The organism is Catenulispora pinistramenti, from assembly GCF_018274385.1.
Taxonomy (GTDB): domain Bacteria; phylum Actinomycetota; class Actinomycetes; order Streptomycetales; family Catenulisporaceae; genus Catenulispora; species Catenulispora pinistramenti.
In genome coordinates this window covers 1-22934 of the sequence record NZ_JAAFYZ010000182.1, presented here as the reverse complement: position 1 = coordinate 22934, position 22934 = coordinate 1, and the positions used below count along the sequence as shown (strand labels likewise).

The window sequence follows — 22934 nt, the reverse complement described above, 5'->3', positions numbered from 1 at the left end:
ACGCCGCCCTCCTAGCCGTCGACCCCACCGCCGACCCCGACCTCGTCATGGCCCGCCTGGAGGGCTGGCGCGCCGCCCTGGAACAACTCCACCAAGGCGCCGTGGCCATCCACTGGGAGCAAGCCTGAGATGGCCAACCACGACATCGACAAGATCCGCACGGCGATCGCCCAACAGCAGGGCCGCATCCCCCGCGGCGCCGACCGCGCGGCCACCCTCAGCGCAAGCTACGGCGCCAGCTACAGCGCCAACCGCAGCATCATCCGCCTCGGCCGCACCCACCGCCCGCACCTGCGCCCCGCCCCGCAGACGCCGGCCCAATTCGCCCTGGCCGTGCTCTCAGTCCTGCTGACGTTCCTGGCCGTCCTGTTCACCGTCACGGCGGGCCAACTGGCCGCGTTCTGGATCGGCGACCACGCGCAGAGCCACGGCAAGGCGTGGCCGGTGTTCCGTGCGCTCGGCTACCGGCCGTGGCGGCTGGGCGGGCAGGCGTATCTGTACCACGCGATGGTGGTGGAGTTCCGGCTGCTGCCGTGGGTGGCGATCGCCGCGGTGCTCACCGCCGCGCTGACCCGGCCCTATCAGGCGGTGCTGGCGGCGTTCGTCGCGGGGATCGTGGAGAACAACTGGTGGCTGCACCTGCCGACGTATGACTTCCCGCAGTGGTTCGCGGACCTCGTCGACCGGCAGCGGACGCTCCTGGAACACCACGACCCGTGGCAGGCGTTCGGGATCCTGCTGGCCTCGGCGTTGGTGGCGATGGCCTGGGCGGAGCGGACCCAGGCCACCTGAAGGAAGTCCTCAGCCGTACTGGAGGAGGTAGTCCAGGACCTCGCTCATCGAGGCCGTCGCCATGGCGATGCAGGAGTCGCCCGCGCCGTAGTACAGCCGCAGGTCGCCGGACTCCTCGTCGTGGATCATCCCGGTCGGGAACACCACGTTCGGCACGTCGCCGTGGGTCTCGTAGTCGGCGGCCGGGCCCAGCACCCACTGCGGGGAGCGGCGGATCACCTTCGCCGGGTTCTCCAGGTCGAACAGGACCAGGCCGGCGCGGTAGAGCGGGCCGGCGGCCATCTCCTTGACGCCGTGGTAGACGCCGAGCCAGCCGTGCTCGGTCTCGATCGGGGCCGGGCCCAGGCCCATGCGGGCCGCGTCCCACCAGGCGCCCTCGCGACTGGTCATGACCGGCTCCGGGTTGCTCCACTGGCGCAGGTCCTTCGAGCGGGACATCCACACGTCCGCGCGGCCGTCGCGGGCCGAGAGCGGGCGGTGGTAGAGACAGAACTCGCCGTTGACGCGCCTGGGCAGCAACGAGGCGTTCTTGTCCTCCGGCGGCATGACCACGCCCAGCTTCTCCACCGACTGGAAGTCCTCGGTGGTGGCCAGGGCGACGCAGGGGCCGGCGGGTCCGTAGGCGGTGTAGGAGATGACGTAGGCCGACATTTCGGCCACGTAGGTGATGCGGCAGTCCTCGACGCCCCACATGCTGGTCTGGTCGGAGGGGTCGTCGGCCAGCAGCGGCTTGGCGTCCACCCGCCAGCCGTGCACCCCGTCGGGGGAGCGTGCGACGGTCAGGTGGGACAGACCGCGGCGGTCCTCGACACGGCACAACAGCACCGTCTCGCCGTCGTGGCTGGTGGCGCCCGGGTTGAAGACGGTATTGATCTGGTAGGGCCAGTCGTTGGCCGTCAGGATCGGATTGGCGGGGTCTCGGCGGAACAGTTCGCCGTGGGGGCTGGTGGTGCCGAGCGGGGTCGACATCTCTTGCCTCGCAGGTGTCTGGTTGCGAACAGGTTTCGATCTTCGCAAACGGCACAGTTCGGCCGCTGGAAAGCACCGACTGTAGCGCCCGTGATCCATCGTGTCTGGGCAACACGCTAAACGCACGCGCCAGCAGCGGGTTTCCATTGACTGGCTTGGATCATGGGTTCAGGGCATTTCGGCACGACCCGTCGCGCAGCGCCTATTGCGGGCCACCGCGGCGCCAGGGCCAAATGTGTGACGAAGTCCACGGCGGGGCCGTGGCGCGCCGGTCGCCCGCATAACGCTCGGCGGCGACCTCGGTGATTACTCGGCCATTGACGGATCAACCGCTGGCAGCGCCCGCCCTCTGTTACCGCCCGGATTCATCACCGGTTCGGTCGTCACCGGAATGGCCGCACCGCCAGGCCGCACGGCCAGGCCGCACTCCCCCGAGCCGACGGCGGCGAAGGCCGGGCCGGGCCGCGATGCCCGGCCGACCAGGCCGAGCCGATCGCCGCAACGATTCGGCCCCGTACCACACCACCGCTCGCGCGGGGTGCGGCCCGGGGCCGTTCTTGATCGCGTCGGGCCGAATCTCCAAGCCGGGCCTGGAGATTCGCCCCGTGCGCTCACACCAGGTCGGCCGAGCGCAGCGCCAGCAGCGCCTGGTAGTACGCGAGCGTCGACTCAGCACCCTGATTCTGGTTCGCGTCGGTCTCGCGCAGGCCGTCCCGGCCGCCGCCGCTGCTCGCGTCGTACAGCGGCAGACCGAGCCGGTTGGCCCCGAGGAACCACCCGAAGGCCCGCCGCGCCCGGTCGGCGTAGAACTCCCGGCCGGTGACCCGCCAGGCCTCCACACACGCCTCGACGACCGCCGCGGCGTCGATCGGCTGCTCGTCGCCCTCGTAGGCGGGGCGCGGCGCACCCTTGCGCCGCCACAGATTCCCGACCAGCGTCAGATGCCCTTCGGCCTCGCCTCCCGGACCGTCCTCCTCCCCGCCCGCACCCGCGCCGAGCCCGACCTGCCCGAGGTACCAGTCCAGCGCCCGCAGCGCGTGCCCCGCCATCGCGGCGTCCCCGGCCCGCTCGGCACCGGCCAGCAAGGCCTGGGGCAGCCGGGCGTTGTCGTAGGTGAGCTCGTCCTCGAACCAGGGCCAGTCGTCGGTGGCGGCGGACTGGAAGGCCGCCTCCAGCCGGGCGACGCCCAGCGCCGACTCGGCGGTGGGCTCCGGGATCCGCACCAGCCCCAGCAGGGCGTAGGCGGTGGAGCGGACCGAGGTCAGGGCCCGCAGGCCCGGTCCGGCCTGCACCAGCAGCGCCGCGGCGCGCTCGCGGTACTTGTCCGGCACTGCCGCGCCGGCCGCCACGGCGCCGAGCGACCACAGCAGCCGCCCGACGTGGTCGCCCCGGTGCGGCTCGTCCAGCCACTCCCCGGTCGCGGCCCGCATGTTGCGCGAGCCGAGGGCGGCCGGGTCGTAGGCGGCCTCCAGGAAGCCCAGAGAGGTGTCCAGCCAGTCGTGCGGGTCCGCGCCTTTGAGTTCGCGCACCGGCACGTCGCACAGTCCGGCCGCGACGATCGCCAGCCGGGAGACGTCGTCCACGCAGTAGCCGGATCCCAGGTCCGGTTTGGCGCGGTCGCTGAACTGCACGATTCCGCCGGAGTCGGTGATCCGGTTCAGATGCGTCGGTTTCAGCTTCGGCACGTCCACCCGCGCCATGCCCGCCGCGTCGGTGGCGACTGCGTCGGGCACCGGGCGCGTCCGGCGGGCCGCGGTGGCCCGCGCGATCCCGGCGAAACGGCGGGCCACCGCGGTCCAGTGCAGTCCCGCGCCTTGGGTCCGGGCGGCCTCGCGGGCGCGCTCCAGGCGCTCGGGGTCGGACAGCAGGGTGTGCAGGGCCTCGGCGTAGGCGTCGGGGTCCTCCGGCGGGACGGTGATGCCGGCGCCGCCGGCGAGCATGTCCTCGGCGTAGAAGTACGACGTGGACACCACCGGGCAGCCGGCGGCGACGGCGAAGGTCAGGGCGCCCGAGGAGATCTGCTCCCGGGAGCGGTAGGGGGTGCAGAAGATCTCGGTACGGGCCAGGACCGCGGAGATCTCGGCGTCGGACAGGAAGAGGTCGAGGAAGACGACCCGGTCCCGCATCCGCGCGCCTTTGACGGCCAGGACCAGTTCGTCGCGGTAGTGCTCGCCTTCCTGGCGGGCGATCTCGGGGTGGGTGGAGCCGGCGATGAGGTAGGTCACGTCGGGGTGCCGCTCGGCGATCCGGCCCAGGGCCGCGATCGCGGTCTCCAGGCCCTTGCCGGGCGAGAGCAGACCGAAGGTCGACAGCAGCCGGCGACCGGCCAGCCGATCCAGCGTGGCCGCCACCTCCGGGCGGACGTCGCCGCCGCTTCCCGGCGGCGGCGCTCCGTGCGGAACATGCACGATCCGGTCCGACGGGGCGATCCCGGTGCCGACCGCCAGCCGGCGCGCGGTCTCGGTGAACACGGTCACCGCCGCGGCGTTGCGGCACAGCCGGTAGAGGGTGCCGGCCTGCGATGGGCTCGGCTCGGAGAGCACCGTGTGCAAAGTGACCAAGTAGGGCACGCCGAGCCGGTGCAACTCGGCGGCGAAGTCGGTGATCCAGGCGCCATCGACGCCGCCGAAGATCCCGTACTCGTGCTGGATGACGACGGCTCCCACCCCGGAGGCGGCCACCTGTTGGGCCGCCTTGCGGTAGTCGCCGCGCTCGTCCTGGCGGATCACCGTCCGCACCGTTGCGGGGTAGGCCAGTCCGTCCCGGTCCAACGCGCAGATCTCCACGCGCACGTCCGGAGCGGCATCGTTTAACGCGACCGACAGGTCGCGCGAGTAGGTGGCGATGCCGCACCGTCGCGGCGGATACGTGGAAACGATCGCGAGTGTTATGCCGATGTTCGAGACAGTCCCTGCCATGACCTCTCATACCTCTCTCCGTCGTCACTAAATACGACGGAACCGGCAAGCCACTCTAACGTGACTCAGTAGGCTGAATCAATACTCTTAGACGTATTGCCGGTCTCGCCCCGGTGAACAGCCCCGGACGCACAACGCCGTTGGCAAGGCGCTGAACGGGGGAAAGCAGCCGGTCCGGGCCGCACCTGTGACGTGGGTCGCTTGACAACCCCCCGGGCCCGGCATGGTTTAATAGCGCCATGACCGGCGCTTGCATCACGTGCTGCGCGACCTGCCATGGGACGAAAACCCATATGGCCGGCCGCGTATGCCGCATGCGTCGAATGTGCGGCCGCTGACGTCCGATAGCCCGCTGGTACGGAAGAAGCGAGGGTTCGCCCCCGCGTCATCCGGAGGGCACCTTCCAGCCGCCGTACTCCTGTAGAGGTAACTCTGATGACAGACCTTCCGAGGCCCCCCCTCAGCTCCTGCGCAACCGTGGCCGGCACACCGGACTACCGCTTGTGCCTGCTCACGCACCGGGTCCCTCCCCGGGTTCATAAAACGTGCCGTCGAATGCGCTGGGGCGTACCAGCCAGCGTTGTCTGCGTACGCCCTTCCCGGACCGCCGACCCCCGATTCGTGAGCTTTGCGACCCCGCTGAGGAGCACCCCCGATGGACCCCCGCCGCCTGGAGAAGATCTACGACGCCGTCCGTGACGAGCTGGACGGCCTGGACCGCTTCGAGATCGAGCAGCGCGCCTGCGCGGCCCGCGCCCGCTGGCACGCCGCGTCGACAAGTCCCAACGCCAATCCTGAACAACGCGCCCTGGCCGGGGCCCGCGCCGCGGCCATCGGCCGGGTGCTGATCCACCTGCGGCGCACCTGGACCGACGAGTACGACGCGGCCGACCACGCGGCCCGCGCACTGGCCGCCGAGCGGGTCGACCCCGAGGTCGCGGCCGGGGTGCGGACGGCCGGGCACCCGGTCGGGGCCCGCGTGGAGGTGGTCGGCGAGGAGCGCACGGGGGTCGTGCAGCAGATCCTGGTCTCCCGCGAGCAGGACGGGTACTACGCGCGCTGGTACGTGGTCCACGTCGCCGAGTTGCAGCTGTGCCGGGCCTACGGCTGCGACGAGTTGGAGACCCTGGAGCCGGAGCAGGCGCCGCTGGCACCGGCCGCGCAGCACTCGGCGGCGTCGTTCGCGGCGCTGGCCGAGCGGGCGGAGCGCGCCGAGCGGGGCGGGGTGACGGTGCGGCACGGACAGCGGAACGGTCGGCGGGTGCTCGCACCGGCGTAGGGCTCAGGGCCCGGTGGTGGCGCGAAAGAGGCGGACGCACTTCGTGCGTCCGCCTTTGCGCCAATCGGGCGTGACGAACGGCACACGGCTCACCGCCGGAAGAAGTCCCGCACGTTCACCAGCAGCAACAGCAACGCGGCGACGCCCATCGTGACGAGGAAACCGTCACGGGCGTGGCGGGCCGCCCACTCCAGCGCGCTGATCACCACGCCGGCGCCGACCAGGATCACCGCGACGCTGACGGCGGTGGTCAGCAGCCGCCGGCGGGCCACGGCCTCCAGCGCGGCGAAGACGACCAGGATGCCGAGCAGCGTGGGGATCTTCTGGCGGTCGTCGGGCAGGAGCAGGACCGTCGCCACGGCCAGGAACAGCAACGGGACGCTGACCGCGGCCCAGATCTGCAACAGGATGCCGTGGTGCTTGCGGTCCTCCGGGGCGTAGGGCTTGTGGGCGCGGGTGACGTGCGCCTGCGGATCCTGCGGGGGCAGGCCGCCGCGTTCGAGGACGTTCAGGTGCACCGCGCGTTCCTCGGCCAGGGCGGCGCGCTCTTTGATGAGCCGGCTCACGGATTCCTCGGCGACGCGGGCCTCGCCGAAGCGCTCGGCCGCCGCTTTCGCGGTCTGGAATTCGGTGCGCAAGGACAGGACTTCGGCGTGGCGGTCGCGCGCTCCCTGTTGCAGGACAACGGTTTGCTCGTCGGCTTCGGTGATACGGGTGTCGAGGTCGGCGATGCGGCTCTCCAGACTGCGGCCCAGGCCGGTGTCGTCCGGGGACACCTTGTGCAGGCCGGCCCAGCCGAGGGGGTCGGCCCAGGAGAAGCGGACGGTGCCGTCGCGCTCGTAACGCGGGCCGGCCGGGGCCCGCTCGCCGCCGGCCCAGTCCCGGGTATCGACGCCCCACAGGCCGCGGAAGCCACGGACCCAGGGAGTGTCGTCGTCGATCAGGACCGGGTGCCACACCCGGTCCTGGCCGGGGCCCACGCGGGCGCCGTCGCCGCGGGCGTAGTCGATGAAGGGGATGCCGAAGCCGTGCTCATCGCTGCGGGCCCGGCGCAGCATCACCTCGGCGGCGCGCTTCCACCAGCGGGCCATGGCACCGAGGAAACGCGGGTTGACCGTGACGAGGTAGTCGCCGGCTAGGAAGGCACCGGAGTGCGAGCCGGCACCGGCGAAGACCACGGGGTGCGTGCCGCCTTCCACGGTCAGGTCCGGGTCGTCCCAGCGGCGGCGGAGGTCGTCGCCGGTGTAGTCGTGGGAGGAGAAGGCGACCCAGCGCGGGGAGACTGTGCTCGGCTCCCCGGCGATGGCGGCGGCCTCCTCGGCGAGATAGACGGTGACCATCTCCCAGTCGGCCTCGTGGTCGTTGACGCCGCCGAAGGTGGAACGCCAGTCGTTGGCCGCGTAGAAGTACCAGTACTGGAGGATGACGTAGCCGCCCTGCCGCAGCACTCGGCCGTAGTACGGGGACGTGGCCGAGCCACCTCCGGCGTGGTACTGCTCGGCGGCCTTGGTCATCACGCCGCCGGGCACCGTGCCGCGGATCAGGAGGCTCAGCCGCAGCAGGACGTCGATCAGGCGCGCGACGAAGCCGACGGCCGCGAGGCGTCCGGTGCGGCGGATGCCGGTGGGGTGCGATTTGCGCCAGCCGCGGACCTCGCGGCCGCCGGCGGGTTTGAGGACGTAGCGCAGGAACAGGGGACGGTCGGGGTATTCGTCCGCTGCCGCCAGGAGGGACGCGAGGTCGAGGGAGCCGACCGGAACCAGTTCGGTCTGCTTGTCGCCTTCTCGCCAGAGGCTGGCCGCGGCGATGTAGCGCTCGATGTCGGTCGGGAGGAAGTACTCGCCTTTGGTGTAAGCCAGGATCGGCTCGTGGGTGCGCAGGAGGGCGAGGTCGTCAGGTGTGAGGGGTTCGGCGGAGTCGGCAGGGTCGGCGGCAGTCATCGAAGCCGACGATAGGTCACCGCGATCAACGGCGCGCGCCGGACTCGCGGCGGGGATGACGTCGGTCTCGGCCGGTGGTGAAGGAGCCGGTCTCGGCCGGTGGTGTCAGCGGGTGGTGAAGGCGCCGCCGTTGACGTGGATCGTCTGGCCGGTGATGTGCCGCGCGCCGACGGAGGCCAGGAAGAAGGCGGTCTCGGCGATGTCGTCCGGCGTCCCGGCCCGCTTGTCGTGGGTCTCGGCGATCAGCGCCGCCTCGCGGGCGTCGGTCATGGCGCCTTGGAAGAAGTCGGTGTCGGCGATGTACCCGGGCGAGATCACGTTGGCGGTGACCCCGCGCGGGCCGAGTTCGGCGGACAGCGCGGCGTACCAGGCGCCGAGCGCGGCCTTGGCGGCCCCGTACGAACCGCCGCGCCGCTCGGCGCCGATGCTGCCGACCGCGACCGCCGTGCCGCCCGGCGCTAGGACGGGCTTGAGGGCGGTGGTGGTGAGGACGGCGCTGAGCAGGTTGCCGTTCAGATCCGCGCGCCACTGGGCCAGAACGGACTCCAGCTCCGTGGCGGCGGGCTCCGGGTTACCGAGGCCGCCGGCGCAGTTGACCAGCACGTCGAGCGTGTCGAAGCGCTCTGCGAGGGCCTGCACGGCCCGCGGATCGGTGGCATCGCACACCACGCCGGTCGCGCCGAGCTCCTTCGCGGCCCCCTCGACGAGTTCCGCGCGCCGGCCGGTGATGGTGACGCGGGCGCCGTCGGCGACGAAGCGGGCGGCGACGGCTCGGCCGATGCCGCGGGTGGCGCCGGTGATGAGGACGGTGCGGGTCATGGCTCCCCCTGGTATGTTCAGGTCTAAACGTTTAGACCTTAACATGAGACGGAGAGCAGCGCGCATGAGCACCACCGCCGCCGAGATCGCCGCCGCGTGGCGCCGCGAGCGCCCGGGCACGCCCACCGACTCGATCGAGGTCTTCACGCCGATCGTGCGGTTGGCGAAGCTGCTCACCGATGACCGGACCAGGGTGCTGCGGGCAGCGGGCATCGATCGGGCGACTCTCGACCTGCTGTCGGTGCTGCGGCGGGCCGGCCCGCCCTACACGCTCACCACCCGCGAGCTGACCGAGCGCACCCTGGTCACCGCCGGCGCGATCTCCCAGCGGTTGGCCCGCGCCGAGCAAGAGGGGCTGGTGACCAGGGCTCCTGATCCCTCGGGCCACAAAGCAGTGGCGGTCACGCTGACCGCCGCCGGCCACGAGGTCATCGAGCGATCGGTCGACGCGGTGCTCGGGCGGGATTCAGAGTTGGTCGCCGGGCTCAGCGCCGAGGAGCAAGATCTGCTGATCCCGCTCCTCGGCAAGCTCGAAGGCTTCGTCCGGGCCCGAGTCGGCTAGGCGCTACGACCCCGCCGCCGTGACGCACAGGTTCGTGTCGGCGGCGTTCTCGCCCGCCGCGCTGGACAACGCCGCGGACGGCAGCGCGCTCGGCTGCGACGAGGTCGAACTCGTCCCGCTGCCGCTGCCGCTGCCGCTCGCTGTAGAGCTCGCTCCCGGGTTGAACACATCGCCGCTGGCGAAGTCCGCACCGACGCGCACCACGATCGGGGCGCTGCCGTCGCCGCCGGACTGGACCGCGGTCGCCGGGAGTTGCAGGGCCGCGGCGACCGACTCGGCGCCGGCCTTGGCTTCCGGGGTGCTGTAGAAGACCTGGGTTGTCGCCACGTTGTTGTAGCCGACGCCGGTCGCCTTCTTGAAGCCGTCGGCCTGCAGGGTGGCGGCGAGTTGGCGGGACCGGCCGTCGTTGCTGGTGCCGTTCTCGACCACGATCGGGTCCTGGACCGCGCCGGGGCTCAGGGTGCTGGAGGTCGCCGACGGCGTGGGCGACGGGGTGGTGGGGCCGGCGCCGCTGGTGGAGCTCGTGGTGGTGGGGCCGGTGACCGACTGGTCGTGGGCGATCAGCGAGAAGATCTGGTTGTCCAGAGTCGTGTCCGGGGCCACCCGGTTGGGGTCCGGCTGGTAGGCGACGGTCGGCATGGTCAGGAAGGTGATGTTCTGGGTCGGCACCTTCTTGAGGGTGTTGGCCAGGTCCAGGAGCTTGCTGACGCTGGCTATGCCGTTGTCGACGGTCAGCGACTTGGAGGCGATGTCCATCAGGTGCGTGGCCTGGAGCGGGTTGTCGAAGGTCGCCTGGGACTTCATCTTGCGGATCAGGGCCGCCAGGTACTGGTGCTGGGCCTGGGTGCGGTAGAGGTCCGAGCCGTCGCTGAAGCCCTCGCGGGTGCGCAGGAACGCCAGCGCCGTGTCGCCCTGGATGACCGAGGTGCCCGCCGGGAGGTTCAGGTGCGAGTCGGGATCGTTGACCGCCTTGGTGACGCAGACCGGGACGCCGCCGACCGCATTGGTCAGGTCCACCACGCCGGAGAAGTCGACCATCATGAAGTGGTCGATCTTGACGTGGGTGAACTCCTCGACGGTGTCCACCTGGCAGCCGGGGCCGGCGGCCAGGGCCGAGTTGATCATGGCGGCGCTCTGCGCCGGGTAGTTGGTGCCCTTGGCGTCCACGCACGCCGGGATCGGGACCATGGTGTCGCGGGGCAGGGAGACGACCGTCGCGTTGCTGCGGTCGGCCGAGACGTGGACCAGCATCTCCACGTCGGAGCGGCCGGAGGGGTCGGTGTAGCCGCCGAGGCTGGCGTCCTGGCCGGGCAGCCGGGCGTCGGTGCCGATGAGCAGGATGTTGATCGGCTCGTCGCCGTAGGGGTCCGGGGTCGGCTGGACGATACCGGCGCTGGCCAGCTGGTCCGGCGCCGCACCGTGCAGCGGCGCGCCCTTGATGTTGTGGTCGATGCGGTAGTACCAGTAGCCGGCGTAGGCCACGGTGCCGCCGACGACCAGCACCAGCATCCCGGAGATCACCATCAGCGTCCGCTTGACCCGCCGTCGCGTCTTGCCCCCGTCGCCGGTCCCGGCCGGGGACCGGCCCTGAGCGTGCCTGGGAACCCAGGCGTTGCCGGAGGTCTCGCCCCCGGCTATGCCTGACGTGTCGCCCTCGGATATGTCCGACGTGTCGCCGCTCATGGTTGGTACTCCGTCCCTCAGTCCCCGGTTCCACCCACTTCGATGACGTGCGACCCCCCAGCTGCGGTTCCACCCTGTAGCGAAACTGTGACCAGCAGCTGAGTCGCGCGGGTGGCGGTCACGTAGTGCGTGCGCGGGCCCATCGGCGACTCCGCGGCGATCAGGTCCGGGTCGACCAGCACCACGGCGTCGAATTCCAGCCCCTTGGACTCCAGCGAGCCCAGGACCTGCACCCGGTCCGGCACGTCGGTCACGGCGAACCTCCCCAGCCTGGTCATCGGGACGATCACTCCCACTGTGCCCTCCACCTCGGCGGCCAACCGGCGGGCGGCGGCCCCGGCCGCCGCGGCCAGGTCGGCCTCGTCGGCGACCACGAATTCCGGCGGCCGTCCGGTCGAACGGACGGCCCGCGGCAGCGGCGCGTCCGGCAGGAACCGGCGCAGCAGCGTCGCGGCGTAGTCGGCGATCTCGACCGGGTTCCGGTAGTTGGTGGTCAGCTCGTACTGCCGGCGCTCCCTGGAGGTGCCCAGCGCCAGGTCCATCGAGCGCCGCGCCTCGTCCAGGTCCTCCCACGAGCTCTGCGCGGCGTCGGAGACCACGGTCCAGGTCGCGTGCCGGCCGCGGCGGGCCAGCATCCGCCACTGCATCGGCGACAGGTCCTGGGCCTCGTCGACCACGATGTGCCCGAACTCCTCGGGGTCGGGCTCTTCTTCGTAGCCGCCACGCTGCGCCGCGCGTTCGCCGAACGTCGACAGCTCGCGGAAGCCGCCGGCCTCGGACTCCGAGCCGTCGTCGGCCTCCTCGCCGGTCAGCAGGTTCACGCCGTCGACGACGTAGGGGTTCGCCGCCGCGGCCGCACGGGCGGTCCGGGGACCCTCGCCGAGCAGCGAGTCCAGTTCGTCCAGCAGCGCCACGTCCGAGTAGGACAGGCCGGCGCCGCCCTCCCCCACCGTGCGCCAGGATTCGGCCAACAGGGTGGTGTCGGCGGCGCTGAGCACCCCGCGCGAGACCTCGGCCAGGTACGCCGGGTCGCCGAGCGAGCGCAGCACCTCCAGCGGGGTGCGCTGCGGCCACCAGGCGGTCACGAAGTCTCCGAACTGGCGCTGCGAGCGCAGTTCGGACAGGAAGGTGCGGCGGTCGTCCTCGACCTGGTCCGGGTACTCGTCGTAGGGCGAGGCGTCGCCGGCGGCGCGCTTGGCGTCCTGGTAGGCGGTCCAGGACGCGTCCTGCAGGGCCCGGATGACGTCGGCCCGCACCGCGTTCGGCCGCCGGCTGCCGCCGCGCAGCATCCGCTCGCGCAGCCCGGCCAGCTGCGGGGCGTCCAGGGTGAAGAACGTGCCCTGGTAGACCAGCCGCACGTCCTTCGGGGCGCCCCACGGCGCGTCGTTCGCGGCCTTGCGCAGGATCCGCACCATCCGCGGCGAGCCCTTCAGCTTGCCCCGCGCGGCGTCCTCGTGCCGGGTGGCCTGCGCGCCGTTCACCACGTCGCCGAGCGAGCGCAGCGCCGCGCCGCCCTCGCCGAGGGAGGGCAGCACCCGCTCGATGTACTCGGTGAAGCGCCGGTTCGGCCCGACCACCAGCACGCCGCGCGAGCCGAACCGGCGGCGGTGCTGGAACATCAGCCAGGCCACCCGGTGCAGCGCCACCGCGGTCTTGCCGGTGCCGGGGCCGCCGGTGACGACCACGCTGACGTCGGCGGGCGAGCGGATCACCACGTCCTGCTCGCGCTGGATGGTCGCGACGATGTCCCGCATGTGGCCGGTGCGGGTGCGGGCCAGCGCCGCGATGAACGCGCCGTCGCCGACCACCGGCAGGCCCTCGGGGGCGGCGTCCGGGTCCAGCAGGTCGTCCTCGATGTCCAGGACCCGGTCGCCGCGGCAGTGCAGCACCCGGCGGCGCACCACGCCCCTGGGGTCCTCCGGCGCGGCCTGGTAGAAGGCCGCGGCGGCCGGCGCGCGCCAGTCCACGACCAGCGGCTCCAGCTCCTCGGTGCGCACCCCGAGCCGGCCGATGCGGTAGGTCTCCAGCTCGCCGCCGGAGGTGTCGGGCTTGAGGTCCAGGCGGCCGAAGACCAGCTCGTTGTAGGCGTTGTCCAGGGACCGCTCCCAGATGGCCGCCTCCATCACCTGGACGTCCCGGTCGACCAGCGCCGAGTAGGTACCGCCCTGCGCCACCTTGTAGCTCTCGCGCACCCGGTGCGCGGCTTGCTCGCGCATCTGGGCCAGCCGGGCATACGCGGCGTCCACGGCCTGTTGCTCGACCGCGATCTCGCGCTCCTTGACGTGCGCCGAACCGTCCTGCTGAGGTGACACCCCGCGACCTCTCATCATCTACTGAGCCAGCACAACCGCACGATCATCCAAGACCGAGCCCACCCGGGCAAACGCTGTCCGCCCCCGAAGTGTTTGCATTCCGTTTGCAACAGTCGTCACAGGGTCCTCACACGCACCATCCAGTCCTATGTTCGGATCGTGTCGGGGACTCTTACTCAGGCGCCCAACCGCAGTACATCGCACCGGGCGGCCGCAAACGGAATCAATTCCAGCGATCATCTCACCTACGTTCCGCACGCACCTCGCCGGACCACGCCGAACATCCTGCGGACAGCCGCCGCCGTCCTCGGGATGGTCGCGGTGGTCGCCGCGGTCGTGCTGACGACCTCCGCGTCGGGGGCGCGGTCCAAGATCAGCTCGGTGGGCGGCACGGACGCCCCCAGCGTGCAGGCCACCAACGACTTCCTGTTCAAGCTCCAGGACATGGACGCGCAGCTGGTCAACGCGCTGCTGGTGAACGGCGACACCAGCGTGCACGTGCCGCGCGACAAGAGCGAGGCGCTGTACGAGCAGGACCGGCAGGACGCCAACGCGGATCTGGAGTCCGCGACCGTGGCCCTGGCCGGGAACCCCAGCGCCTTCAACCAGCTGCACGACGTGACCGACACCTTCGGTCAGTACCAGGAGCAGGCCACCCGCACGCTGGCCGACGACGAGCGGACCGGCGGCAGCGTCGCCGGCCAGGCCCCGGACCCGGTCCTGGCCGACTACACCCGCGACAACGACGTCCTGTTCGGCGGCGACGGCCAAAGCGGGCTGATGTCCGCCGCCAAGTCGCTGGAGCAGACCAGCAAGGAGGCCATCAACACCTCCGCGGACTCGGTCACCAGCTCGCTGAACACGCTCGCGGCCGAGTTCCTGATCTTCGGCGCGCTCCTGGTCGGCGGCCTGGTGGCGATCCAGCACTACCTCTTCCGGCGCTTCCACCGGGTACTGAACCCGGCGCTGATCGGCGCGACCGTGGTCGCCCTGATCATCATGCTCGGCGGCACGGCCGGCGCGAACAACACCTCCGGGGACTTCCACACCGCCAAGAACAACGCCTTCGACTCGGTGCTGGCCCTGGGCGAGGCCAACGCGCTCAGCGCCGGGATCAACTCCGACGAGAGCCGCTGGCTGCTGGTGTACAACGAGCCCTCCCAGGCCGACCAGTTCACGATCGCGTTCCTGGCCGGTGAGCAGGCCGTCGCCGGCCAACCGCAGGCGACGAGCCTCACCACCTACGCCGCCGCGCTGAAGGACGAGGCCGCCGACCGGACCCCGGACACCCTCGAGCAGACCACGTTGGACCCCAACAGCAGCTTCGGCCAGGAGTTCCACAACATCACCTTCCCGGGCGAGGGCGAGGCCGCGCTGGCCGCGTTCAACGCCTACGACGCCTACGTCCAGGACGACGCGCAGCTGCGCGCAATGCCGCTGAACACGGAGGCCGGCCTGAGACAGGCGATCAACTTCGACACCAACGCGGACACCCCGGGTTCCTCGGACCAGGCGTTCAACGCCTACAGCACGGCGCTCGGGAACGTCACCGCCATCAACGAGGCGCAGTTCAAGACCGCGATGCCGGCCGCGAGGAACCGGATGGGGGTCTGGACCTGGCTGCCCTACGTCCTCGCGGCGCTGCTGATCGGGCTCACCGTGCTGGGGCTGCGGCCGCGGCTGACCGAATACCGCTGACCTTCTCTGCCCGGAAAGCCTTCGGGCCGCCGTCCCGCTCGTGCGGGCGGCGGCCCGATGTGCTTGCCCGGGGGCTGCGCGAGCTCAGTGGTGGATCGAGAACCAGACCAGCGAGAACGCCCCGGCCAGGACGCAGTAGATGCCGAACGGCTTCAGGTCGCGGTTCTCGAAGTACCTGGTCAGGAACCGCACCGATATGTAAGCGCCGACCGCGGCCAGCACGGCCCCGGCGATGGCCGGTCCGAGGATCGAGTGGTTCGCCGGCTTGGCCAGCTCAGGGGCCTTGTAGACGCCGGCGGCCAGGATCACCGGGGTGGCGAGCAGGAACGCGAAGCGGGCGGCGTCCTCGGTCTTCAGGCCCCGGGCCAGGCCCGCGACCATCGTGATGCCGGAGCGGCTGATGCCCGGCAGCAGGGCGAAGGCCTGCGCGCCGCCGATCCCGGCGGCGGACTTCCAGCCCAGCCGGGCCAGCCGGCGGTCGGCGGCGACCTCCGGGGGCTCGCCACTGCGCGGCGGGACGTTGCCGTCGTCGGCGTGCCGGCCCTTGGACGAGCTCTTGAGCAGGTAGTCGGCCAGGAAGATGACGAAGCCGTTGATCAGTAGGAAGACCGCGGCCGGCACCGGTTTACCCAGATGGGTCCGCAGCGCCTTGTCCAGCACGATGCCCACCAGGCCGACCGGAATGGTGCCGACCACCAGCAGCCAGGCCAGCCGCTCGTCCGGACCCTCCACGCTGCGGTGCCGGATCGAGCTGAACAGGGCCCCGATGATGCGCACCCAGTCCCGCCAGAAGAACGCCACCAGCGCCAGCGCGGTGCCGACGTGCGCCAGCACCAGGAACGCCAGGTACGGCGAGTCCTTGGCGGTCATGTCCAGATCGGTCTTCCAGTGGCCGCCGATGAAGGCCGGAAGCAGGATCGAGTGGCCGAGGCTGGAGATGGGGAACAGTTCGGTGACGCCTTGGACCAGCCCGATGGTGCAGGCTTCGAGATAGTTGAGGCCGGACAAATCGGTTCCCCTCCGGAAAAGAAATGCGATGCGCCGGAGGATACGCGGGGCGTCCGGCGGCGCGAGCAAACAAACGGTGAACGTAGGGCAAAGCGGCAGCGCTGGGGCTTGACAACCGGCTCGCGCGCCGGTGCCCCCCGGCCGGCGCGCGGACCGGGAGACAGCCTACGACAGGATGTAGCAGTTGTGTTCGGGTGCGCCCTACGGGGTGCGGCCGGCGTACCAGCTGTCCAGATCGGCGGGCTGGACCCGCAACGCGGCCGCCAACTGTTCCCGGGACAGCGGCTCCGGGCCGGACACGGCCATGTTCAGTACCGCCTGCAGCATCGCGTTCAGCACACCGCGCGCCTTCATCAGGGATTCCAGCGCGTTCTCGTAAGCACCCTGATCCACCGCGCGGGTGACCATCGGCAGGCCGACGTTGACCAGACCGGTGATCCGGCCGCGCAGTTCGGCGTCCAGTTCCCCGGGCAGCAGCGCGCGGCCGTCGGCGTGCACCTCGGCCAGCGCCAGGCCGGACTTGTCCCGGATCATCGCGCGCACGCTGTGGTACGCACCGTAGCGCAGCGCCGGGGCGTGCGCCTCGCCGCGCGGCGCGGTCACATGCTCGGCGAAGTCCCGCAGCCGCGGGACCATCGCCAGCACGTAGTCCTTCAGAGCGTCCAGGCCGTTCAGCGGAGCGGGATCGACGACGTCCACCGCGGCGGTGGCCCACAGAGTCCCGCCGACGGCGGCCTCGGCGGGATCGGGGTGCGCGGTGAGAACGTCGTACTCCACCCGCTCCGGGCGGAACTGTCGCGCCATGGTCTGGAGTCTGGTGGACCGAGGCGAACCCCCGGTGAACATCCGGGGAAATCCGGACGCCCGCGGGGGCAGCAGTGGGCGCTTGAGCTGGGGATTGTCAGTGGGCGAACACAGGTTCGCCCGTCCCGCTGCCGGCATCCTCAACGTCTCCTGAGGTGCCGTTCGGATCCTTGGCGCGCACGTTCTTCGGCAGGAAGAACATCAGCAGGAAGACAAGGAACTGTCCACCGGCGACGAACCACAAGGTCGTCTCGTAGCCGTTGATCATGGTCTGCCGGCCGGCCTCGACGCCCTGGTTCGCCAGGATCTGTCCCACCGCCGGCGACTGGTGCGGATCCGGGTGCGCCGGGTTCGGGCAGGACGCCGGCAGGCTGCTCGGGTCCTTCTCCTCGGCCCGGTCCACCGCGCACTGCTTGAACGAGGCGTAGACCTGGTCCGCCTGCGGCGCCGGCACCCCGGCGGCGACCAGCTGGCGGGTGACCGTCGGCTTCATGTCGTCGACCGCCTTCGTGGCGTTGGTCCCCATCATGTTGAAGAAGACCAGCGCGGTCAGCGCTATCCCGAAGGCCTGGCCGAGCTGCTGGCTGGTGTTCAGCAGACCGGAGGCCGAACCGGCGTCGCGGGTCGGCACGTCGGTGAGGATCAGGTCGAAGATCGGGGCCACCACCAGCCCCATGCCGACGCCGGTGATCAACAGCGGCAGCGCCATCTGGATCGAGGTGAAGCCCTGGTCCAGATGCTTGGCCATCTCGATGTAGAGGACCAGGCCGCCGCCCATCAGCAGCACCCCGAACTGCACCACCTTGCGGCCGAACTTCGGCACCAGGAACTGCACCGACATGCCGGCCGCGGCCGAGACGCCGATCGAGAACGGGATGCCGGTCAGGCCGGCGTGCAGCGGCGTCCAGCCCAGGCCGAGCTGCATGTACAGCGACCACACCAGGAAGAAGACGCCGAGGGTGGTGGCGAAGGTGAGGTTGGTCAGGATGCCGGAGGCGAAGGAGCGGAAGCGGAACAGGCTCAGCTCCACCAGCGGCGAGGCGCCGCGCTGGCCCTTGCGGCGTTCGTAGAGCACGAACCCCGCCAGCACCGGCAGCGCGGCGACCATCATCAGCCAGCCCCACAGCGGCCAGCCCAGGTCCCGGCCCTGCATCAGGGGGAAGACCAGCATGAACAGACCGGCCACGGACAGCCCGACGCCGGGCAGGTCCAGCTTGGTGGCGTGCGGCGCCTTGGACTCGGTGATCACCCGGAAGGCGACGATCAGACCGAAGATCCCGACCGGCAGGTTCACCAGGAAGATCGGGCGCCAGTGCAGCCCGAGCAGGTTCCACTGCACCAGCAGGCCGCCGACGATGGGCCCGGCGACGGCGGCCGAGCCGACGATCCCGCCGAACATGCCCATCACCTTGCCGCGCTCGTTCGCCGGGAAGGTGACGTGGATGATCGCCATGACCTGCGGCACCATCAGCGCCGCCATACCGCCCTGGAAGACCCGGGCGCCGATGAGCATGCCGGGCGTGGCCGCCAGGCCGCACAGCGCCGAGGCGATCGTGAAGCCGGTCATGCCGATCATGAACAGCCGCTTGCGGCCGAAGATGTCACCGAGCCGGCCGCCGGTGATCAGCACGACGGCGAAGGCCAGCGCGTAGCCGGCGGTGATCCACTGGATCGCCGAGTACCCGGCCTTCATCTGGCTCTGGATCGACGGGATCGCGACGTTGACGATCGTCACGTCCAGCAGGTCCATGAACGCCGCGGACAAGATGACCGCCAGCGCGAGCCAGCGCTTGGGATCGGGGTTCGTCATCTCCCCGGATATGTCGTTCGGGCGCGCCGCACCCGATTCCTGTTGATCAGCCATGCCTCGTCGGCCCCCTCAGGCTTCGGACTCATTCTCAGATTGGAGTCCAAACTAGAGGAAGCCGCGGACAGTATGCCGAGGTGGGAGGCGTCTGATGCCTCACACCGCGTTGTGACACGGATACGAGGTGATCCGCCTCACAGCTACTGAATCAGCTCTCGACGACGTGCTGCGCGAACCGGTCCCGGGCCTGCGCCCACATCCGCTGGTCCCACTGTCCGCTGCCCAGCGCGTCGGCGGCTTCGTAGCCCATCATCAGCGCGTGGTGCGTGTTGTCCGGGGTGAACAGGCCGAGCCGGCCGAAGGTGGTCACGTGCGGCAGCGACTCGACCCAGCCCTCCAGGTCGGCCAGCGCCTCACGATAGCCCTTGTGGTAGATCGGATACACCTGGCGCATCCGCTTGACCTGCACCCACTCCAGGTTCAGCGGGGGCAGGCCGAGGCGGCGCACGGTGTCCTGGACCAGGCTCGCGAGCTGGTCCTCGTCCGCGGCCCACAGATCGTCCCCTATGGCACAGGGGATCTCGAAGCACAGCACGGTCCGCTCGGTCGGATCGTCCGGGGAGAACCGGTGGTTCGGCGGCTCGGAGATCCGGGTCACCGGGGTGTCGCCGGCCGGGATGTAGTGCACGTCGCAGCCGGTCCAGCGACCGCCGGCGTGGACCGCGTAGACCAGCAGGATCGCGCGGAACTGCAGCTTGCCGCTGGCCTCCACCGCCTCGTACGGCGCCCCCGGCGAGGTCAGGCGGGCCAGCAGCGGGACCGGGATGGTCGAGAAGACGTGGCCGGCCCGGATGTCCGAACCGCCCTCGGCCCAGTGCTGCTCGCCGGACCAGCCGCCGCGTTCGGCCGCCGAGCCGTGGAACTCCGAGCGGGCCAGCGTCACGCTGACCCCGTCGGCGTCCACGGTCAGGCGCTCGGCGGCGGCCCCGAGGCGGATCCGCGCGCCGGCCTCCATCGCCGCGTCGGCCAGGGATTCGCAGAGCTGGCCGAAGCCGCGGCGCGGATACAGATAGGCCAGTGACTCGCTGGCGATCGAGTTGCGGACGCTGCGCACCAGAGCGCTGAGCATCGTCTGCGAGCCCGCCTTGCGCCGGGCCTGGTCGATGTCGATCTCCTCGCCGGAGACGCCCCACAGTTTGGCGGCGTAGGGCTCGTAGACCTGCTTGTACATCGTCGGCCCGAAGCCGGCCCGCATCAGTTCCGCGTACGACTCGGCGGCCGCGGTCTGCTTCTTGCCGCGCCAGGTGGTGGCCAGCGCGTCGAAGGCGGCGCGGGCCATCGGCACCGCCGGCATCGACTTGGCCAGCTCGCGCGGCTTGAACGGGTAGGTCACCCAGCGGTCGCCGATCAGCAGCCGGCCGTTGCGGTAGCGGGTCTGCAGATCCGAGCCCATCAGGGCTCTGAGATCGGCGAGGATGTGCTCGGGCAGGTCCGGGTTCAGCCGGTGGCTGCCGAAGTCCACGCGGAACCCCGCGACGTCGAACGACGCCGCCATCCCGCCCACTGTCTCGGCCCGCTCCAACACGTCCACGGACAGGCCGCGGCGCGCGGCGCGCCACGCGGCGGCCAGGCCCGCGGGGCCCGCGCCGAGCACGACCAGATCGGCCCTACCGGTCATCGCTGGTATCCATCAGAACGCCCACAGTAGTAGTCCCACCCCATTCCCGGAACGCGCCGCGCGATGCGCGTCTCGGGTCTCACCCGATAGGGGAGATCATGCCGTATCCGAGGGCTGGGTATCACATCTCGTCGATGCGCGGCAGCAGCACCTCGGTCGCGATGAGCCGGATGGCGACCGCCGCGGGGATCGCGACCAGCGCTCCGACGATCCCGAACAGCGCGGCGCCGACCAGGACGGCCAGGATCGTCACCATGGGGTGCACGTCCACGGTGCGCCGGTTCACGCGCGGGGCGATCAGGTAGTCCTCGGCCAGCCGGGCCGCGACGTAGTAGGCCAGGGTGAAGATGGCCACCTTCAGCGAGACGGTCAGGGCCACCAGCGTCACCACCGCGCCGCCGATCGAGGAGCCGACCACCGGCACCAGCCCGAACAGCGCGACCACCATGCCCAGGGCCGCCGGGTAGGGGATCGACCAGGCCATCGCCCAGACCCAGGTGAAGAAGCCGGCGATGGAGGCGATGATCATCTGCCCGATGACGTACCGGCCGACCTGGGCCAGGATCCGGTCGGTGAGCTCGGAGACCCGCGGGCGGCGCCGGACCGGCACCAGGTGGTAGCCGAAGTTCTTGATGCCGGGCATGTTCGCCACGAAGTAGAAGGTCAGCGCGATCCCGGCCAGGGTCCCGGTGAGCAGCGAGAACACCGCCTTGCCGGCGCCCAGGATGCCGTTCAGGTCCAGGGTCCCGGCCTTGTTGGCGTTGATCCAGGACTTGACCTTCTCGATGATGTGGTACTTGTTCTCCAGCTTGCCCAGGTAGGTCGACTTGTTGCGCAGGTCGTTCAGGTAGCCGGGGATCGCGTTGATCAGGGAGTTGACCTCCCGGTCGATCGGCGGGAAGATCACCGCCACGAACCCGGCGAACAGCGCCAGCACCCCCAGCGCGACGACCGCCACGGCCAGGCCCCGGCGCAGGCCGCGGTGCACCAGCGCGGTGACCATCGGATCCAGCGCGGTCGCGAAGAACACCGCCAGCATCAGGATCGACAGCAGGCTGCCCAGGCCGGAGACCAGGTGGACCAGGGCGTAGGCGGTGATGGCGCCGGCGGCGAGCCAGAAGGCGAAGGTGAACCAGCCGCCCGCGGGCATGGCGGACAGCGACGGCGGATCGTCGGCGGCCGGATTCGCGCCGTCGCCCTTGGCCGCGGTGCCGTTCGGCGCCGGGGACGGGCTCCCGGCCTTCGGGGGGCGCGTCGAGGTCGCCCGATCGGTACCCCCTTGCTGAATGCCGGCCATGCCCATGACCTTAGGGGAACCGGGTGGTCTACGGGTAACCAGTCGGCGACGGGCGATCGCCGGGTGCTGCTATCGGTGAGTCAGAGGTACAGACCGGTCTCGCCCTCGCCCTCGCCCAGCCGCTCGGCGGCCACGGCGTGCACGTCGCGCTCCCGGAGCAGGACGTAGTCGGTGCCGCGCACCTCGACCTCGCCGCGGTCGGCCGGGTCGTAGAGCACCCGGTCGCCGACCTGGACGGTGCGCACGTTCGCCCCGATCGCCACGACCTCGGCCCACGCCAGGCGGCTGCCCACCCGGGCGGTCGCGGGGATGAGGATTCCCCCGGACGAGCGCCGGTCCCCGGTTTCCGGGTCCTCACGCACCAGCACGCGGTCGTGCAGCATCCGGATCGGAAGCTTCTCTCCTGAACTCACGCTTGTGACGTTATCGCACCGGCCCGCAGGCGTCCGCCCGGGTAAGGGGCGGGCCGGCGACGCCGCTTCCGCCAGGTGGCTGACGGCGCGGACGGTTAGCCTGGTGCCGTGAAACTCAACCCCGGAGACACCGCCCCCGCCTTCACCCTCACCGACGACCACGGCGACGCCGTGAGCCTGGCCGACTACGCCGGCCGCAAGGTGATCCTCTACGTCTACCCGGCCGCGATGACCCCGGGCTGCACGAAGCAGGCCTGCGACTTCCGCGACAACATCGCCTCCTTCCAGAAGGAGGGCTACGCGATCCTGGGCCTGTCCCCCGACAAGCCGGAGAAGCTGGCCAAGTTCCGCGAGCGCGACGCGCTGACCTTCCCGCTGCTGTCCGACCCGGACAAGGACGTGCTGCAGGAGTACGGCGCGTACGGCGAGAAGAAGCTGTACGGCAAGACGATGGTCGGCGTAATCCGCTCCACGTTCGTGCTCGACGTGGACAAGAAGGGCATCGCGAAGGTCGACGTCGCGCAGTACAACGTGAAGGCCACGGGGCACGTCGCGAAGCTGCGGCGGGATCTGGGCCTGGACGGGTAGCACCCGCTGAGGCCGGGGGGATCGGCGTCCGAGGAGCTTCTTGGACGGCCCGGACCGGTCACGATAGCCTGGGGCGGGGCTGTACCCCAATGGTAGAGGGACAGGTTTTAGGTACCTGGCAGTGCGAGTTCGAGTCTCGTCAGCCCCACTCAAAATCTTGGTCATGCCGGCTGCGCCCGCACCGGCGCCCGCTAGGCTCCGTCAACGAGTGAAGATCCAAACGACGAAGTCAAGGGGGGCGCCGGACCGTGACCACACCGACGAACGATCCCAATCCGTTCGGGTACGACGGCACGCCGGCTCCGCCTGGACAGGCTCCGCTGCCGGGGCAGTTCGGGGCGGCGGGGGTGCCAGGGCCGGGGTATCC

17 protein-coding genes and 1 tRNA gene are annotated in these 22934 nt (G+C 70.9%); 6 read left to right on the top strand and 12 right to left on the bottom strand.

Annotation, left to right across the window (positions count from 1 at the left end):
- The first annotated feature begins 129 nt into the window (after nt 1-129).
- Nucleotides 130-792, top strand: coding sequence for a hypothetical protein (locus tag KGQ19_RS36295; protein ID WP_212017797.1), 663 nt, complete (start codon nt 130-132; stop codon nt 790-792).
- Nucleotides 793-801: 9 nt separating this feature from the next.
- On the opposite strand, the gene KGQ19_RS36290 is transcribed toward KGQ19_RS36295, so the two are convergent.
- Together KGQ19_RS36290 and KGQ19_RS36285 are read right to left on the bottom strand one after the other, a co-directional pair.
- Nucleotides 802-1761 (bottom strand): glycoside hydrolase family 130 protein, encoded by a 960-nt coding sequence (locus KGQ19_RS36290; protein WP_212017794.1) that lies wholly within the window; start codon nt 1759-1761, stop codon nt 802-804.
- A gap of 611 nt (nt 1762-2372) precedes the next feature.
- Nucleotides 2373-4679 (bottom strand): glycosyltransferase, encoded by a 2307-nt coding sequence (locus KGQ19_RS36285; protein ID WP_212017793.1) that lies wholly within the window; start codon nt 4677-4679, stop codon nt 2373-2375.
- Between the two features lie 655 nt (nt 4680-5334).
- Here KGQ19_RS36285 and KGQ19_RS36280 point away from each other — a divergent pair.
- Nucleotides 5335-5958 (top strand): hypothetical protein, encoded by a 624-nt coding sequence (locus KGQ19_RS36280; protein WP_212017791.1) that lies wholly within the window; start codon nt 5335-5337, stop codon nt 5956-5958.
- Between the two features lie 89 nt (nt 5959-6047).
- Here KGQ19_RS36280 and KGQ19_RS36275 read toward each other — a convergent pair whose 3' ends face one another.
- Nucleotides 6048-7898, bottom strand: coding sequence for a hypothetical protein (locus tag KGQ19_RS36275; RefSeq protein WP_212017789.1), 1851 nt, complete (start codon nt 7896-7898; stop codon nt 6048-6050).
- 105 nt (nt 7899-8003) lie between these two features.
- Nucleotides 8004-8717 carry an SDR family NAD(P)-dependent oxidoreductase gene (locus KGQ19_RS36270; protein ID WP_212017787.1) on the bottom strand — a complete coding sequence of 238 codons (714 nt, stop codon included), beginning with the start codon at nt 8715-8717 and terminating at the stop codon, nt 8004-8006.
- A gap of 64 nt (nt 8718-8781) precedes the next feature.
- Between KGQ19_RS36270 and KGQ19_RS36265 the strand changes: the two genes are divergently transcribed.
- Complete coding sequence (locus KGQ19_RS36265; RefSeq protein ID WP_212017785.1) at nt 8782-9279, top strand: MarR family winged helix-turn-helix transcriptional regulator; 498 nt, start codon at nt 8782-8784, stop codon at nt 9277-9279.
- A gap of 3 nt (nt 9280-9282) precedes the next feature.
- Here the strand turns inward: KGQ19_RS36265 and KGQ19_RS36260 are convergent, their stop codons facing one another.
- Complete coding sequence (locus tag KGQ19_RS36260) at nt 9283-10962, bottom strand: LCP family protein (RefSeq protein ID WP_212017783.1); 1680 nt, start codon at nt 10960-10962, stop codon at nt 9283-9285.
- A gap of 17 nt (nt 10963-10979) precedes the next feature.
- Entirely contained in the window at nt 10980-13274 is a 2295-nt protein-coding gene (locus tag KGQ19_RS36255; RefSeq protein WP_212017781.1) for a HelD family protein, read from the bottom strand.
- A 159-nt stretch (nt 13275-13433) separates the two neighbouring features.
- Here KGQ19_RS36255 and KGQ19_RS36250 point away from each other — a divergent pair, with 159 nt between their 5' ends.
- Nucleotides 13434-14972 (top strand): GlnX family signal transduction membrane protein, encoded by a 1539-nt coding sequence (locus KGQ19_RS36250; protein ID WP_212017779.1) that lies wholly within the window; start codon nt 13434-13436, stop codon nt 14970-14972.
- An 84-nt stretch (nt 14973-15056) separates the two neighbouring features.
- Here KGQ19_RS36250 and KGQ19_RS36245 read toward each other — a convergent pair whose 3' ends face one another.
- From KGQ19_RS36245 to KGQ19_RS36220, 6 genes are all read right to left on the bottom strand, one after another.
- Nucleotides 15057-15980 carry an undecaprenyl-diphosphate phosphatase gene (locus KGQ19_RS36245; RefSeq protein WP_230419970.1) on the bottom strand — a complete coding sequence of 308 codons (924 nt, stop codon included), beginning with the start codon at nt 15978-15980 and terminating at the stop codon, nt 15057-15059.
- 201 nt (nt 15981-16181) lie between these two features.
- Complete coding sequence (locus KGQ19_RS36240) at nt 16182-16784, bottom strand: hypothetical protein (RefSeq protein WP_212017777.1); 603 nt, start codon at nt 16782-16784, stop codon at nt 16182-16184.
- A gap of 97 nt (nt 16785-16881) precedes the next feature.
- A complete protein-coding gene (locus KGQ19_RS36235; RefSeq protein WP_230419969.1) occupies nt 16882-18648 on the bottom strand; it encodes an MFS transporter in 1767 nt (588 codons plus the stop codon).
- Between the two features lie 151 nt (nt 18649-18799).
- On the bottom strand, nt 18800-20269 hold the full coding sequence (locus tag KGQ19_RS36230; RefSeq protein ID WP_212017775.1) for a protoporphyrinogen/coproporphyrinogen oxidase: 1470 nt from the start codon (nt 20267-20269) through the stop codon (nt 18800-18802).
- Between the two features lie 121 nt (nt 20270-20390).
- The gene (locus KGQ19_RS36225; RefSeq protein WP_212017773.1) at nt 20391-21566 is read right to left on the bottom strand and encodes an AI-2E family transporter; all 1176 of its coding nucleotides are present in this window, start codon (nt 21564-21566) and stop codon (nt 20391-20393) included.
- A gap of 80 nt (nt 21567-21646) precedes the next feature.
- Nucleotides 21647-21949: a GroES family chaperonin gene (locus KGQ19_RS36220; protein ID WP_212017799.1), complete on the bottom strand. Its 303-nt coding sequence runs from the start codon at nt 21947-21949 to the stop codon at nt 21647-21649.
- A gap of 138 nt (nt 21950-22087) precedes the next feature.
- Here KGQ19_RS36220 and bcp point away from each other — a divergent pair, with 138 nt between their 5' ends.
- Together bcp and KGQ19_RS36210 are read left to right on the top strand one after the other, a co-directional pair.
- Entirely contained in the window at nt 22088-22567 is a 480-nt protein-coding gene (gene bcp / locus KGQ19_RS36215) for a thioredoxin-dependent thiol peroxidase (RefSeq protein ID WP_212017771.1), read from the top strand.
- 75 nt (nt 22568-22642) lie between these two features.
- Nucleotides 22643-22715, top strand: a tRNA-Leu gene (locus KGQ19_RS36210).
- Nucleotides 22716-22934 lie beyond the last annotated feature (219 nt).